Origin of the sequence: Streptococcus sp. CF7_Ac1-12 (assembly GCF_024295905.1) — a bacterium.
Lineage (GTDB): Bacteria > Bacillota > Bacilli > Lactobacillales > Streptococcaceae > Streptococcus > Streptococcus mitis_AP.
In genome coordinates, this window is the sequence record NZ_JANCPG010000008.1 from 55460 (window position 1) to 67358 (window position 11899).

At 40.0% G+C, this 11899-nt stretch carries 26 protein-coding genes; 3 read left to right on the top strand and 23 right to left on the bottom strand.

Annotated features, from left to right (window positions below):
* Positions 1-15 precede the first annotated feature (15 nt).
* From NMM17_RS05385 to NMM17_RS05485, 21 genes are all read right to left on the bottom strand, one after another.
* Positions 16-408 (bottom strand): YopX family protein, encoded by a 393-nt coding sequence (locus NMM17_RS05385; protein ID WP_254753986.1) that lies wholly within the window; start codon positions 406-408, stop codon positions 16-18.
* A gap of 11 nt (positions 409-419) precedes the next feature.
* Positions 420-698 carry a hypothetical protein gene (locus NMM17_RS05390; RefSeq protein WP_254753988.1) on the bottom strand — a complete coding sequence of 93 codons (279 nt, stop codon included), beginning with the start codon at positions 696-698 and terminating at the stop codon, positions 420-422.
* 115 nt (positions 699-813) lie between these two features.
* Entirely contained in the window at positions 814-1227 is a 414-nt protein-coding gene (locus tag NMM17_RS05395) for a hypothetical protein (protein ID WP_254753989.1), read from the bottom strand.
* Complete coding sequence (locus NMM17_RS05400) at positions 1224-1484, bottom strand: DUF1372 family protein (RefSeq protein ID WP_254753990.1); 261 nt, start codon at positions 1482-1484, stop codon at positions 1224-1226. Before NMM17_RS05400 ends, NMM17_RS05395 begins: the two co-directional genes overlap by 4 nt.
* A gap of 16 nt (positions 1485-1500) precedes the next feature.
* Entirely contained in the window at positions 1501-1737 is a 237-nt protein-coding gene (locus NMM17_RS05405) for a hypothetical protein (RefSeq protein ID WP_254753991.1), read from the bottom strand.
* A gap of 11 nt (positions 1738-1748) precedes the next feature.
* Complete coding sequence (locus NMM17_RS05410; protein WP_254753992.1) at positions 1749-2264, bottom strand: hypothetical protein; 516 nt, start codon at positions 2262-2264, stop codon at positions 1749-1751.
* Positions 2261-2593 carry a hypothetical protein gene (locus NMM17_RS05415; RefSeq protein WP_254753993.1) on the bottom strand — a complete coding sequence of 111 codons (333 nt, stop codon included), beginning with the start codon at positions 2591-2593 and terminating at the stop codon, positions 2261-2263. The genes NMM17_RS05410 and NMM17_RS05415 overlap by 4 nt, the downstream gene beginning before the upstream one ends.
* Positions 2583-3383, bottom strand: coding sequence for a DNA methyltransferase (locus NMM17_RS05420; protein ID WP_254753994.1), 801 nt, complete (start codon positions 3381-3383; stop codon positions 2583-2585). The genes NMM17_RS05415 and NMM17_RS05420 overlap by 11 nt, the downstream gene beginning before the upstream one ends.
* A gap of 9 nt (positions 3384-3392) precedes the next feature.
* Positions 3393-3815 carry a single-stranded DNA-binding protein gene (gene ssb / locus NMM17_RS05425; RefSeq protein WP_254753995.1) on the bottom strand — a complete coding sequence of 141 codons (423 nt, stop codon included), beginning with the start codon at positions 3813-3815 and terminating at the stop codon, positions 3393-3395.
* Between the two features lie 93 nt (positions 3816-3908).
* Positions 3909-4244 carry a sporulation protein Cse60 gene (locus NMM17_RS05430; protein ID WP_254753996.1) on the bottom strand — a complete coding sequence of 112 codons (336 nt, stop codon included), beginning with the start codon at positions 4242-4244 and terminating at the stop codon, positions 3909-3911.
* Positions 4237-4560, bottom strand: coding sequence for a hypothetical protein (locus NMM17_RS05435; protein ID WP_254753997.1), 324 nt, complete (start codon positions 4558-4560; stop codon positions 4237-4239). Before NMM17_RS05435 ends, NMM17_RS05430 begins: the two co-directional genes overlap by 8 nt.
* Before the next feature lie 2 nt (positions 4561-4562).
* Positions 4563-5603 (bottom strand): DUF1351 domain-containing protein, encoded by a 1041-nt coding sequence (locus NMM17_RS05440; protein ID WP_254753998.1) that lies wholly within the window; start codon positions 5601-5603, stop codon positions 4563-4565.
* Positions 5604-5615: 12 nt separating this feature from the next.
* On the bottom strand, positions 5616-6368 hold the full coding sequence (bet, locus tag NMM17_RS05445; RefSeq protein WP_254753999.1) for a phage recombination protein Bet: 753 nt from the start codon (positions 6366-6368) through the stop codon (positions 5616-5618).
* Positions 6369-6380: 12 nt separating this feature from the next.
* A complete protein-coding gene (locus NMM17_RS05450; RefSeq protein WP_254754000.1) occupies positions 6381-6566 on the bottom strand; it encodes a hypothetical protein in 186 nt (61 codons plus the stop codon).
* A gap of 44 nt (positions 6567-6610) precedes the next feature.
* On the bottom strand, positions 6611-6790 hold the full coding sequence (locus tag NMM17_RS05455; RefSeq protein ID WP_254754001.1) for a hypothetical protein: 180 nt from the start codon (positions 6788-6790) through the stop codon (positions 6611-6613).
* A gap of 105 nt (positions 6791-6895) precedes the next feature.
* Positions 6896-7039: a hypothetical protein gene (locus NMM17_RS05460; protein ID WP_000196747.1), complete on the bottom strand. Its 144-nt coding sequence runs from the start codon at positions 7037-7039 to the stop codon at positions 6896-6898.
* Entirely contained in the window at positions 7026-7286 is a 261-nt protein-coding gene (locus NMM17_RS05465) for a hypothetical protein (protein ID WP_254754002.1), read from the bottom strand. Before NMM17_RS05465 ends, NMM17_RS05460 begins: the two co-directional genes overlap by 14 nt.
* On the bottom strand, positions 7279-7491 hold the full coding sequence (locus tag NMM17_RS05470) for a hypothetical protein (RefSeq protein WP_254754003.1): 213 nt from the start codon (positions 7489-7491) through the stop codon (positions 7279-7281). Before NMM17_RS05470 ends, NMM17_RS05465 begins: the two co-directional genes overlap by 8 nt.
* Positions 7491-7652: a hypothetical protein gene (locus NMM17_RS05475; protein ID WP_254754004.1), complete on the bottom strand. Its 162-nt coding sequence runs from the start codon at positions 7650-7652 to the stop codon at positions 7491-7493. Before NMM17_RS05475 ends, NMM17_RS05470 begins: the two co-directional genes overlap by 1 nt.
* Positions 7653-7870: 218 nt before the next feature.
* Positions 7871-8725: an ATP-binding protein gene (locus NMM17_RS05480; RefSeq protein WP_254754005.1), complete on the bottom strand. Its 855-nt coding sequence runs from the start codon at positions 8723-8725 to the stop codon at positions 7871-7873.
* A gap of 10 nt (positions 8726-8735) precedes the next feature.
* The gene (locus tag NMM17_RS05485) at positions 8736-9554 is read right to left on the bottom strand and encodes a replication initiator protein A (protein WP_254754006.1); all 819 of its coding nucleotides are present in this window, start codon (positions 9552-9554) and stop codon (positions 8736-8738) included.
* A 69-nt stretch (positions 9555-9623) separates the two neighbouring features.
* Between NMM17_RS05485 and NMM17_RS05490 the strand changes: the two genes are divergently transcribed.
* The gene (locus tag NMM17_RS05490) at positions 9624-9833 is read left to right on the top strand and encodes a hypothetical protein (RefSeq protein WP_254754007.1); all 210 of its coding nucleotides are present in this window, start codon (positions 9624-9626) and stop codon (positions 9831-9833) included.
* On the opposite strand, the gene NMM17_RS05495 is transcribed toward NMM17_RS05490, so the two are convergent.
* Both NMM17_RS05495 and NMM17_RS05500 read right to left on the bottom strand, forming a co-directional pair.
* Positions 9804-10055, bottom strand: a complete 252-nt coding sequence (locus NMM17_RS05495; RefSeq protein ID WP_254754008.1) for a hypothetical protein — start codon at positions 10053-10055, stop codon at positions 9804-9806. The genes NMM17_RS05490 and NMM17_RS05495 overlap by 30 nt on opposite strands.
* A 12-nt stretch (positions 10056-10067) precedes the next feature.
* A complete protein-coding gene (locus tag NMM17_RS05500; RefSeq protein WP_254754009.1) occupies positions 10068-10304 on the bottom strand; it encodes a helix-turn-helix transcriptional regulator in 237 nt (78 codons plus the stop codon).
* A 183-nt stretch (positions 10305-10487) separates the two neighbouring features.
* On the opposite strand from NMM17_RS05500, the gene NMM17_RS05505 reads away from it, so the two are divergent.
* Together NMM17_RS05505 and NMM17_RS05510 are read left to right on the top strand one after the other, a co-directional pair.
* Entirely contained in the window at positions 10488-11228 is a 741-nt protein-coding gene (locus tag NMM17_RS05505) for an XRE family transcriptional regulator (protein ID WP_254754010.1), read from the top strand.
* Between the two features lie 14 nt (positions 11229-11242).
* Positions 11243-11896, top strand: coding sequence for an SHOCT domain-containing protein (locus NMM17_RS05510; RefSeq protein ID WP_254754011.1), 654 nt, complete (start codon positions 11243-11245; stop codon positions 11894-11896).
* Positions 11897-11899: the final 3 nt, after the last annotated feature.

Genomic DNA, 11899 nt, shown 5'->3' on the forward strand with positions numbered 1-11899 from the left:
ATAATCCATTCTACATCAGGCATCTAGTAACTCCTTGTTCTCGTACACATTCCCAACAACCTCACAACCAGTATGTCGTAACCACAATTCGCATCCGTGTTGTTTGGATTCAAGACGATATGCTCCACCGCGATGTCGTACAACCTCGTAATAAGTCGGTTCAGAATAGACATCCTTAGCCATTTTGACTATATCCCCCTCAAATATTTCCTTGCCGTTCTTGTCTTTGAGTCCTGTTGATTGCATGATACATTCATAATCATCATCAAAATGTAACCAATTTTTTCTTTCTTCAATCCAAATAATAGGACAAGTCCAGTTTCCATCACTTAGATCACAATTACCTACCATGACTTTGTAATTCATTTCGTTTCGCGCTTTATCCCACGCTCTAAATTTCGGTATCATGCCAACACTCCTTAAATAAACAAACTAGCTAGCCATATCAAAAATGCACATGTAATGATTTTTGAAATACTGCTTTTTACGGCATATGAATAATCTTCATAAGATTCTTTTTTGCTGGATAACACAGGCCAAATGAAAGATAGTAGTGCATCCATCCCTAAAGCTTGCCAGACTGTAATTTTACCAACTGGAACAATTGTTGTGATAATCTCATTCCACCCATACTGAACCACAAATGGCGATACAACGATTACAAATACCGCCCCAATAATGATTCCTAGTTTTTTCATTTTATAAATCCTCCTCTTTGACAAACGAGCCGTCTACCATCTTACCCTTACGGTCTTTAATCTCGTTCTCTCGCCCAATGCTCAACATGATGTGCTAATAATTCCATATTTGTTGTCATAGTAACACCTCTAATTCTTCCAGCTTGAAATACTTTGTTAGTTCGTTCTTCAATTCCTCGATAGTACTGCATCGTCCGATTAAATCAGATACATCTAGCATCGTGTCCTCTTTATTCAGAGTGTTCTCTCCTACTGCATCAGCTACCCATTTTGGATGTGTACCAGCGTAGGAGAACTGATTTTGAGGTAATAACTCAAGTAATGCTTCGTATCGTTCTTCTAGTGAAACCAAGGCGCCAAGCGTATCAATAAATGCAGTATCCGATTTCCTGGTTTCAAAAACTTCTGGCCAATTTTGCTTTACAATTTCAGCATAAATAGCAGACCATTCTTTGTCTGAAAAACGTGATTTTTCAACCAAGGCGCCGTATTCGATTTCCTTACCATCGACTGTTACTTTATAATTCATATTCTTACCTCATTTCCTACTTTAATCTTATCCCACTGCTCCTTCGTAACCACGAACACGCCATAGTCACGAATTGTGACAGTATACAGCTTGCCATGTCGTCCTTTCTCTACGACTCTGCCTTTGATTTCGGCGCCTTGATTATCAGCCTTATATACAATCATCGGGCGCTTTTCTTCTAATTTCTTAATCTGGATACTCTGCCAAATATTTAATCCAGCAGACAATAATATCCAGATTGCGATAAATCGTTTCATTTTACCTCCTATTTTTTTATCTTTTAGATTTCCTTTTGCCGATTAGTTCAACTAAACTTCCTACAAGGAATACCAACCCTCCAAAAAGAAAAGAATGTACTAACAGAATTGGTATTAAATAAGGTTTGATTGGGAAAATTGAAAATACCCATGTAAAATACCATTCAATAAGTCCGCAAATAGTAAGGAAAACGACTGCAACTGTTGATAACATTAATGTCACTGCTCCGATACCTTTTATAAAGTCACTCATCTTTCACCTCCTCAACTTATCTTGTGGCTTTCCAGGTCTCCAAATTCGTGGCCATGATTTACAAAATACGAACCAATCAGGATTGCATCAGCTTCATCATCTTTGACGTTCATGTCGAATTCATCCGAAACCTTAGCAACTGCCTGCAGCTTCATTGATTTCTTGCTACGGTCTTTGTAGCTGAACTTCCAGTGCTTGCGCCAGGTCGACACGTTCACGAAGTACACATTGTCAGCAATCAATCGTCCAAGGATGATGCCTGTCACAATTCCAATACTGATCATGGACTGCTGATTTGGCCCCATGACCGAGTTCTTCTCGACCACAATCGATTCAAAATGGCAGTCGTACTTCTGGAGCGCCCTTGATTGAATGGCTCGCAATTCGCTAGCCATGAAGCGCCCACGTTCAAAGAACGATTTGCTTTTATGTTTTAAGACACCACTATGGACAAGGTCAGAGCCGTAAAATACGGCCCATCCTGTCGCAGTAGTTGAAATGTCTAACGATAATGTCAGAGATTTCATTGCAGTTCTCCCTTGATTCCACAGAGATCAAAAAGATTTTGTTTGTTAGCCTCGATATATTCAAAGAATATTTGTAGCTCAGCTAGTTTTCTTTTTTCTTTCTTCACTCCTAAACTAGTATGGTATTCTATGTCCTCCTCAGGTTTAGCCTTAATGTCTAGCCAGTATAGAGGTTCAAAAACGTCCCCATTTTCATCTAAAGACGGCTCTGCATCCTGGTTTCTAAAAACCATCTTCATATCATAGCCAATCATATTCTCAATTTTGATTTCTTTATTTTCAATCTCGATTACGATTGATGTTTTTGGGACATTGATTTTAGTTATCATGTTGTTTCTCCTGTAAAAATTCATTGTAAACCTTAGTAAAAATCTCTATTACTAGGTTTTGTGGAATGTTTGACCGTTCGTTGTATGACTTAGAAAATTTTCCCCACTCAATTTCTGGCTTGATAATGTCATTTTTAAGACCCAAATCAAGATTACTAGCAAACTTTGTAGGTTTCTGCAAAGGGTAGTCATAATTGTTGTAGCGTGTGAGATTGAGATGTGGGAGCTTGAAATCCATGACATCCTCAATATATTTCCACAAGCGCCCACTTGCTGGGTTCTCTATGATGAAATATTTAGGGTTATACCGCTTGATGATCTCAATGGTATTGAAAGCGCAAAGCTCCCCATTTACCCTTTTCATAAATTGACGGTCATACTGATAATTTATATAGGCTTTCTCGTAGTCAGAGGCGTTCCTAATCGTAAACATGCTAGGCTCCCTTTGTGGAGCAAAGAGGCTATCTGAGAGGTCTTCTTGTTTCCAGCAAGCGTTACCCTCGCACATAGCACTAGCATTACTCCAGCTTTCACATGGTGGGCTAGCTATTATCAAATCAGGTTTTGGCAACTTGTCAAGTTTATCAAAAAGCGTGTTGTCTCCAAATAAACGCCCATAGTCTGCAAGGTTCAAATTTATAAAATGATCGTTCTTGTTTTCTATGTCTATTCCGATTGGATAGATGTCAATATTCGCCCCCCCCGAACTATTCAGAGCTTTCACGCCTGTTGTATAGCTACCATTCCCGCTGTCAAACAATGCCCAAACGGTCATTTTTTTATCTGACATCGATACCTCCTAAAACGGCAAACCGTCATCTGGGATGTCAAATGGATTAGGATCGGCAAAAGGTGAGCTATTCCCATTTTGGGAACTGTTGCCTTGCCCTTGAGACTGCTGACTGTTGCGACTCTCTAGTAGAGCGACGCTCTCAGCGACTACTTCGGTCACATATCGACGCTGACCGTCTTTCTCGTAAGACCTCACTTGTAGACGCCCTGTGAGGCCAATAAGTGAGCCCTTGCTACAATACTGAGCAATGACGTCAGCTGTTCCTCTCCACGCTTGGAAATTGATAAAATCAGCCTTACGGTCTCCATTTTCGTTCTTGAAATTGCGATTGACCGCAAGTGTGCCCTGCAAGCTAGATACATTGTTAGGCGTTTTTCGTAGATCAGGAGGCGCTACAAGCCTCCCAACCAGTGTGACGTTGTTAATCATCTGATTTGTCCCCTCTAGTGCTACGCTCTCCCAAGAGATACCCTAAAAACATCCATAGGATAGCCATTCCAATCTCTTTGATAAAATCATTCATTATTTCTCTCCTTTGCATTCATAACATACATTTTGGCCTACATCTTTTGCCTTGATTATTGATAAGCTACCACATTTCTCACAGTTGATTAAAAAACCTAAACCATTTGAATTGATACTGCTTATATTGTTCTCTGAGGGAACTTTGTAAATAATCAATGCGGATGTATGCCAATATTCAGCACTGACTCCACTGTCAGCGACAGCAGACACATTTGATTGAAATTTGATGTCAATCAACTTAATGCCTGGATTTTCGGCAAGCCAGCTATTTATTTGATCATCAATCGCCTCGTCAGATGGGTAGTCGGATGATAAAAATACTGTTTTAATCATATTCCCCTCCTGGATTGTGCCACCACTCTACCAGTTCGCTGTGATGGGCGTTTAGGTACTCATCAAAGTCCTCAAATTGACGGATAGCCCATTTTAAGCGTTGGGTGTCTTCTCCACGTCGTGAGCAGTACCCGCTCACTTTAAAAACTGGAGTAATCTCACTCACAATGCGAGGGCTCAGGTCGTCAATATTTATGATTTTGTGATTTTTAATTTCAAAATCTAAGATGAACTCATCCCCTAGGTTGTGGATAACCTGCAATCTCTTGCCGTCTGAGTAGATGGCTACGCTGTCAGATATTTTTCTGATGTCCATAATTACCACCCACATTGTTCATTGAGTTCAGTCTGAGTCAGTGGCTCAATACGTTGATAACCTCTGACTTGATAGTTTTCCTTAAATTTAAACCCTGCTTGTTCAAGAGTAGCCTTGAGACGGTCTTTTTCGGCTGTATCTACAAAATACACCTCTAAAGTCATTTTTTGGGTATATCGTTTTAGGCCATTTTCAGCCCCTCTAAGAGCGTTTGGCTCATTTTGAGGGATTTGCCCACCGCCCAAGATTTCGCCTGTTTCTGGGTCAAAATTTGGGGCCTCTGTTGATTTTGGAGCTTGTTCCTGCTGTCTAGTTTGTTGAGCTGCTAAAAGCTCCTGACTAGCTCGCTCTGCTCTTTCTTGAGCCTGTCTAAGTTCTTCCTTTTGCTTTTCAAATTCATAGTCAGATTTGATTTGTTCAAAGACCTCAGCAAGAGTCAAGTCTTTCAGCTGTCTAATGTAAGGTGAGTCAGTCATGCCGTACTCAGCACATAACCCTGAAATAGCTGACTTAGCCTTTTCAAATTCTTGCTGTTTCTGAAATTCAAATGTGACCATGTCGTCAAGTGATTTCATTGTGGCTTTTTTAAGCGTCACGCCGTCAGCCATGAAATCGCTAGCCTTGACATAATCAAGGGCCTTTTCATCAAATAGACGAGGGTCCAGCATATACTCAGCTGATTTGTTGGCTAGATAGCCTTTGACCGTGTCAATTCTGACAGCCTTTTGATGTTCTTCAAATTCTTTGACATCACTAGCAATTTTGGTAATGATGTCTTTTAGAGGCTGGATGGCATTCTTGACATACTTGTCAAACTCGTCAGCTGGTTCAGATAAGACTTTCTTATTTCTGATCCGCTCGTCAGAGACCTGCTTGTCTAATTTTCGTAGATCGGCAAGTGTCTGCTTGTCATCCTTGATGGTTGCAGCTGTAACCGTGTAATTTTGATACTTGGCTACAACCTCATTGATATTCTGCTCAAATTTCTCACGGTCAATGATTTCAACCTGTGCCTGTGTCACTTTTACCTGTAATTCTTGCATGTTAACTCCTCTCTAAAATTCAAGTTCGTTGTCATCTAGTAGCTCACCCTGGATTGGCTCCTCAGTTTGAGTAAGTTCAGGAACTGTGTGGGCTTGCTCTTTGTTAAATTGCTCAATCTGAGCCATCTTGCGTGCAATGACATCCTCACGGCTCTCTTGAGGTGTGACGTCTTTGATACGGTCAAATGTTTCTCCACCGTCGTCCTCGGTGTACATGTTACCCAAATCCTCAGGGAAAGCCTCTCTAAGAGCATTAACTAGGGCTGTTTTTCTGATCATAGTAGCTGGCATGCTGTTCCATGTGCTTTGTTTCTTGTTGTATTCTTCAAGAGATACCTGAATTTCTACAGGTACTTTGAAATTTTTGCGATAGACTCTAGCCCAACCGCCTACCAAAGTATCACCTGGTAGCATAAGAGCCCCTTTGCGTTCGTGCATAACGCCATCTTTATCTACAGCAACCACGCCAGCCTCAAATCCCTCATAGTTTTTACTCTGGGCTGCACGTTTCAAGAAAGCCTCTTTAGAGACAATCAAGCTGAACTCTGTCCCTCCATTGCGGTTTTTATAGGCTACAATGTAGACCTCGTTAGCTAAAGGGTTTAGGTTACGCCCTTTAATAAGTGACAAAGCTTGTCCCACCTGTTTCTCAGTAAGTAGATTCTGAGGATCAAAGTAACGTTTGATGTCTTCAAATGTCCAGTCAAGGGCATTGACAGAAATGTCACGTTTAGCCTGTTGTGTTGATAATTGATTATTAGTCATTTTATTTTCTCCTTAATTCTTCATTGTCAATCTGCGTCTAGCATTTTGTTTCAGGTCGTCCAAACCGTTTCTATAATCATCAATAAGTCCTAAATTGCTATCGATAAATCGCTCGACTACTCTATTCAGCAAGTCTTGCGACGTAGAGCCTTCGAGTTCAGCTAAAACTCCAATCAATTCTTTCTGTTTCGGAGACATTTCAATTCTGATATAACTTTTCCCTTTGTTTGAAGGTATATTTGTCATTTCTTTCTACCTTTCGTCTTCTTCAAATTCCAATTTTCACGTTTTATACGTCTATTTTCGTTTTGCAATTTCAAAATAATATCCTGTTGATCGTTGATGATTTCTCCGAGTTCTCGGCCAAGATGAATATATTCAGCTCGCCGGTTATCGATTTCTTCGTGTAGCTCCTGAATCATACTTCATCACCCACGTATCGATACTGCCCACATCCAACATAGATGTACTGGCTTGGGTCAAGTTCTTCTCGTTCTTCAGGCGGTTGCATTATATCTCTGTCATAATCAAACATGCGCATACACCTTTCCAAGTTCCAGAACTCGTTTCACATATCTGGCCTTGGATGTTAGCCCAAGATCCAACAATTCGTTTTTTTCTTCATGATTGGCCAAAAGCCACACACGGTTTTCAAGTTCAATTCTGGTCATCTTCCTGCTCCACCTCTTCATCTTTCATTTTGATTTCTAGTCTTGTCATGGCTTCATCTACTGACTTGCCGTCTAAGATGTCCTTGATCATGTGGCTTACATCATGAAACGATTTAGCTCTGGTTCTTCCTTTTTCGCTATCAGGAACCAAACCGAGGTCTTGCATAAGTAGGAATGCTACGCTTGCATCGTGCATTGCTTTCTGAAGTTGTTTTATTTTCTTGATTGTACGAATTGTTTTAAACATATTGTTCTCCTTTTTCGATTTGTTCTTTGTACTTGTAGGCAGCAAGCTCCTGCTTCAAGTCATAGTTTTCTTGCTCGAAAGCAAAGCGACGCTTGCGCTCCTCAAATAGGTCGTTCATGAGTTCGACCGCCACCTCTCGCCAGTCAAGGTTGACTGCTTTAAGAACTACTTCAAGTCTGAGTTTTAACTTAGTAAGTAATTTCATTAAGCTACACCCTCCTCATTAGATTGCTTGTTCATTCCTAGAATGATGTCATAGTACGAATGACCAGCAGGGATGACATATCCTGTCAGATCATCAACTTGAGAACCATCTGCCATGATGTTTATAATTCTTGGTTTCCATTGCTCTTTTTTTCTCTTCATGTTATAATTTCCTTGAATAATTTTGTTGAGCGCCTGATTGCCGTCAGGTGCTTTTTTTATTTTATGTCGTATATACACTTCCATTCGTCGCATAATACGTCAGCTCGTTCATCTTATTAGTGAACCGTTCGTCTGTCGTAATCAGCAACCTCTCTTTAAGCAAGGTTGATAGTCCGTAAAATTGGCTTTCAAACTGTTCAATAGCCTGCTTGCGTTCCTCAGTAGTCAGTTGCTGACAAGGAGCGTCTCGAAGCTGTGTCTTTGCTGAACTTAAAAGCATTCGTCTTCATATTTCCTTTCGTTATTCTGTCAACGAGACTTTGCTCGTAAAGTTCTTTGAGGTGCTTACCTTCAAAATTAGTTGTGATAATTGTATTCGTCCTGTTTTCAAGTATTTGATACAGGACTTTCTGCATCCAGTTATTGCCTTGTCTGATTTCGTTCCCAACACTTGACTCTTTGCCCAGGTCGTCCAAAATCAAGAAGTCAACGTTTTGCAGGAATTTCACGACTGAGCGTTGTTCCCACTTAGAGTCCTTGTATTGAAAAGCCTCTTGCATTCGAGAGAACAGCTCCATGGATGGCATATAGACTACCGATTTGCGAACTTGGAGCATTTGAAAGCTCTCGTTTAAGGTCTTAGCTATTCCAACTGCCAGATGACTCTTGCCAACTCCAGGCGGTCCAGAGATAATCGTATTCCCTTCGTAGCGCTCTTTCACATAGTCAGCCGTGACTCGCTTAGCGAAATTGACTGCTTCAGCGTCCTGATTTGTATGGATTTCAAAATTTCCAACAGTCGCATTTTTTAAATCGTTTGGGATGATGCTCTCTTTCATAAAGAGAGAATATGATCTCGTATCTCTGATTTGAGCTTCAGCAATAGCTAACTGCTCGCTTGCGTTCTGGTTGATGGTTTCTTGAACACATTCAGGACAATAGTTCAGCGTGTTACGAGTGCAAGGGTTGACCGACCGCCACATATAGACCCCTTCGTGTTTTGGGCATTGTTGCTTCAACGTCTCAACCTGCAAGGCTCGTTCTTGCAATTCTTTGCTTGATACTACTTGCATGCGCACCCCCCTAAAATCCAAGCCGTGGATCAAATCCATCATCGGACAATCTCAAGCGACCGTTCAACTTACTATTTGACCGAGTAGGCTTCTGCCTATTCTCTACTAACTCAACAGTCGTTAGACCTTTTTGCTTCCAATCTCTCAAGATGCTTTCAAGGTATTTGAAGTAAGGCTTACCATTGCCCACACATTCTTTGATTGCTAACTTGATAACCTCTTTACTATGGTCTTGCAAGAAATATTTCAAGTCCTCAATCTCGAACGGTGTCGGTTGTCGTCCAAACTCTGAGAAAATCCAGTCATAAACAATTCCCAAATCATTTTCTGCTGGGGCGTCCTCTATACTATATAGATTATTAGCACCAACCCCCTCTGGTTCACTCAGTCTTGATAAATTAGTATTGATATTATCAGTCTTGATTCCGTCTAATTTTTGGACTTCTTGAAGTCTATTTTCTAGACTTCCTGCGTCTAATTTTTGGACTTCTTGAAGTCTATTTTCTAGACTTCCGCTGATATATATACGATTGGGCTTATTTACTCCTTGCTGGTCCTCTCTGATTAAGCCATAATCACTCAGTTCTTTCTTTGCGTTTATTACTGATTGACGGCTACAGGAGAGCTTATCCATGAATTCTTCAATGGTGAAGTAAACGAAGACATCTCCGTTTCTGTCGTGCCACTTATTCTGGACCGACAATGTACGTCTGTCAAAGACTAGCATATACATGACTTTGCCTCTCAAGCTCAGACCTTTGTATTTTTTATCTAGCAACCACTGAGGGAACTGATAAAAAGCATTGTTTTTGACTTCGCTTATTTTCAACCATTCTTTCTCCTTTCTATTTTTCTCAATTTCTTTCTGCTATAATGTAAGCAGAAAGGAGGGTTAAAAATGTCATTTGATAAAAATATAGCTGATAAAATCCTAGAATTTGCTAAACTGGAGTCGACTGTTCCAGTTGGAACTTCTCATGATTTCCACTCTGAAGAATTTGATCAAGATGATTTTAGAGATACTGCTAAGAAACTAATCTCAACTGGTCAAATTTCAGGATATCTCGAAGAAGATTTCTCAGGATTCTATATCGCATTCAGATTGTAAATTCTGAATTTCAGCAATCACTATCGCATCGATTTCAATAACATTTGGAAACGCTGTGATAGTGATTTTTGGTTTTCCGCTCGCAGGCATTTCTAATTTAAAATCAGTAACCCCACGACCGAGTTCCCAGTCATTGATTTTTACTGAATAACCTGACGAATTAAGAGATTGACCCTCAGTAGGTTCTTGCTTTGGTTTAATGCTTAGTTTTAATTGCTTCATGAGTACTCCTTCCTAAGCTGTATGTTCCATTTCGGGAACGTTATCGCTAAAAAAAATAGTGATTTTTTCCATTGGCAGTCCAAAAATCTTTGTGATTTTCGCAAGTTCGTCGGCGCCAATAGAAACTAAGCCGTTTTCACGTTTAGCGTATGGTGTACGTGATTTCCAACCCATCTTATGAGCTACTTCATCTTGTGTCATGCCACTAGCAATCCGTTCAGCTTTTAATCGTTTCAGATTAACTGTCATAACGTGTTCTCCTTTTAGTATTTTTCGTTCCCGACACGGAACGAGTTCATTATAACTCTATTCGTTCCATTTTGTCAACTATTTTTTTAAAAAAAATAATAAAAAATGTTTTTTTGTGTTTCTCTTGTATTTATTTGGGAACGATGATATAATTAACTTATCAAATAAAAGGAACTAAGAAACATGAGAACTAATGAAGAAATCATTTCTTTAATCCAGGAAGAAGCTAAAAAGAAAGGGATGTCTATGAGTGAGTTAGCTAGACGTGTTGGAATAGCTAAATCAACAATGTCTAGGTATTTCAATAAGACTAGAGAATTCCCTCTCAATAAAGCTGATGATTTTGCTAGAATCTTCAATATTACGCCAGAATTTCTTTTAGGAATTCAAAAAGAGAGTAAAGAAAGACCCGAAATCCTAACCATCTACAACCAACTAGAAGAACCTAGACAAGAAAAGGTCCTCGACTTTGCCAGTGCTCAACTTGATGAGCAGGAAAGTTCTAAGGTTGTTTCTATCTTCGAGAAGGTAAGCAATGAAGATTATATCATTGACTACGTTGAGGGCTTGGTTGCAGCAGGACATGGAACGTTTCAGGAAGACAATTTACACATGGAAGTAAAGCTCAGAGCTGAAGATGTGCCAGAGGAATACGACACGATAGCTAAGGTGGCAGGCGACTCAATGGAGCCACTCATAGAAGATAATGACCTTCTATTTATCAAGGTAACTAGTCAAGTGGATATCAACTCAATCGGCATTTTCCAAGTGAACGGCAAGAACTTCGTCAAAAAGCTTAAAAGAGATTATGATGGTTCTTGGTACTTACAAAGTTTAAATAGTGGATACGAAGAAATCCACTTGTCAGAAAACGACGACATCCGAACAATCGGAGAGGTCGTAGATATTTATAAGAAAAATTAGAGAGGTATAGGATAATGGGAATTTTTGATAGTGCAGAAATGAAAGAGGCTAAACGCCAATACAAGGAAGAAATGAAACAATTAGCTGAGGCTATGAAACCTACAGGCAAGATTTTCATGTGTGCCAAGTGGGATGATAACTTAAGAGTCATCTCTCTTGGTTCAATGGGATTGGGTACCATTGTTAAGTACGACACAATAAAAGACATACAGGTCTTTGAGTCCGTCAAAGAGGTTACTTCTACAAAATCAAAGGGTAAAGAAAAGCGTAAGGGCGTTATGACTAGAGCAGCCGTGGGTACTATCCTCATGCCAGGAGTTGGAACTTTGGCGGGTGCGTTGACAGCTAAGAAACAATCCACAGGGGAGAATGAGGCTGTAACTAGTCAACAAGTAACTAGAACTATTGTACTGACTAGAGATGACCCTTTCAAAACAGTTCTAAACGTGCCTTACAATGCTGAGCTAGAGGTTAAGTTACTTAGTATCCTAGCTGAAAACCTCAGTCAAACAGTACCAGTTGAACAAGTTGCAGAGGCTCCACAAATTGAGCAAACCATATCAAGTATATCTGTTGCTGATGAGCTAATGAAACTAAAAGAACTACTAGACGCTGGTGTTCTGACACAGGAAGAATTTACAGCACAGAAACAACGACTTTTACAATAAAAA

What these genes read in the sequence shown, in the direction of transcription:
- NMM17_RS05385 (WP_254753986.1), bottom strand. Translation starts at nt 408, where the DNA reads ATGATACCGAAATTTAGAGCGTGGGATAAAGCGCGAAACGAAATGAAT.
- NMM17_RS05390 (WP_254753988.1), bottom strand. Translation starts at nt 698, where the DNA reads ATGAAAAAACTAGGAATCATTATTGGGGCGGTATTTGTAATCGTTGTA.
- NMM17_RS05395 (WP_254753989.1), bottom strand. Translation starts at nt 1,227, where the DNA reads ATGAATTATAAAGTAACAGTCGATGGTAAGGAAATCGAATACGGCGCC.
- NMM17_RS05400 (WP_254753990.1), bottom strand. Translation starts at nt 1,484, where the DNA reads ATGAAACGATTTATCGCAATCTGGATATTATTGTCTGCTGGATTAAAT.
- NMM17_RS05405 (WP_254753991.1), bottom strand. Translation starts at nt 1,737, where the DNA reads ATGAGTGACTTTATAAAAGGTATCGGAGCAGTGACATTAATGTTATCA.
- NMM17_RS05410 (WP_254753992.1), bottom strand. Translation starts at nt 2,264, where the DNA reads ATGAAATCTCTGACATTATCGTTAGACATTTCAACTACTGCGACAGGA.
- NMM17_RS05415 (WP_254753993.1), bottom strand. Translation starts at nt 2,593, where the DNA reads ATGATAACTAAAATCAATGTCCCAAAAACATCAATCGTAATCGAGATT.
- NMM17_RS05420 (WP_254753994.1), bottom strand. Translation starts at nt 3,383, where the DNA reads ATGTCAGATAAAAAAATGACCGTTTGGGCATTGTTTGACAGCGGGAAT.
- ssb (WP_254753995.1), bottom strand. Translation starts at nt 3,815, where the DNA reads ATGATTAACAACGTCACACTGGTTGGGAGGCTTGTAGCGCCTCCTGAT.
- NMM17_RS05430 (WP_254753996.1), bottom strand. Translation starts at nt 4,244, where the DNA reads ATGATTAAAACAGTATTTTTATCATCCGACTACCCATCTGACGAGGCG.
- NMM17_RS05435 (WP_254753997.1), bottom strand. Translation starts at nt 4,560, where the DNA reads ATGGACATCAGAAAAATATCTGACAGCGTAGCCATCTACTCAGACGGC.
- NMM17_RS05440 (WP_254753998.1), bottom strand. Translation starts at nt 5,603, where the DNA reads ATGCAAGAATTACAGGTAAAAGTGACACAGGCACAGGTTGAAATCATT.
- bet (WP_254753999.1), bottom strand. Translation starts at nt 6,368, where the DNA reads ATGACTAATAATCAATTATCAACACAACAGGCTAAACGTGACATTTCT.
- NMM17_RS05450 (WP_254754000.1), bottom strand. Translation starts at nt 6,566, where the DNA reads ATGTCTCCGAAACAGAAAGAATTGATTGGAGTTTTAGCTGAACTCGAA.
- NMM17_RS05455 (WP_254754001.1), bottom strand. Translation starts at nt 6,790, where the DNA reads ATGATTCAGGAGCTACACGAAGAAATCGATAACCGGCGAGCTGAATAT.
- NMM17_RS05460 (WP_000196747.1), bottom strand. Translation starts at nt 7,039, where the DNA reads ATGACCAGAATTGAACTTGAAAACCGTGTGTGGCTTTTGGCCAATCAT.
- NMM17_RS05465 (WP_254754002.1), bottom strand. Translation starts at nt 7,286, where the DNA reads ATGTTTAAAACAATTCGTACAATCAAGAAAATAAAACAACTTCAGAAA.
- NMM17_RS05470 (WP_254754003.1), bottom strand. Translation starts at nt 7,491, where the DNA reads ATGAAATTACTTACTAAGTTAAAACTCAGACTTGAAGTAGTTCTTAAA.
- NMM17_RS05475 (WP_254754004.1), bottom strand. Translation starts at nt 7,652, where the DNA reads ATGAAGAGAAAAAAAGAGCAATGGAAACCAAGAATTATAAACATCATG.
- NMM17_RS05480 (WP_254754005.1), bottom strand. Translation starts at nt 8,725, where the DNA reads ATGCAAGTAGTATCAAGCAAAGAATTGCAAGAACGAGCCTTGCAGGTT.
- NMM17_RS05490 (WP_254754007.1), top strand. Translation starts at nt 9,624, where the DNA reads ATGTCATTTGATAAAAATATAGCTGATAAAATCCTAGAATTTGCTAAA.
- NMM17_RS05495 (WP_254754008.1), bottom strand. Translation starts at nt 10,055, where the DNA reads ATGAAGCAATTAAAACTAAGCATTAAACCAAAGCAAGAACCTACTGAG.
- NMM17_RS05500 (WP_254754009.1), bottom strand. Translation starts at nt 10,304, where the DNA reads ATGACAGTTAATCTGAAACGATTAAAAGCTGAACGGATTGCTAGTGGC.
- NMM17_RS05505 (WP_254754010.1), top strand. Translation starts at nt 10,488, where the DNA reads ATGAGAACTAATGAAGAAATCATTTCTTTAATCCAGGAAGAAGCTAAA.
- NMM17_RS05510 (WP_254754011.1), top strand. Translation starts at nt 11,243, where the DNA reads ATGGGAATTTTTGATAGTGCAGAAATGAAAGAGGCTAAACGCCAATAC.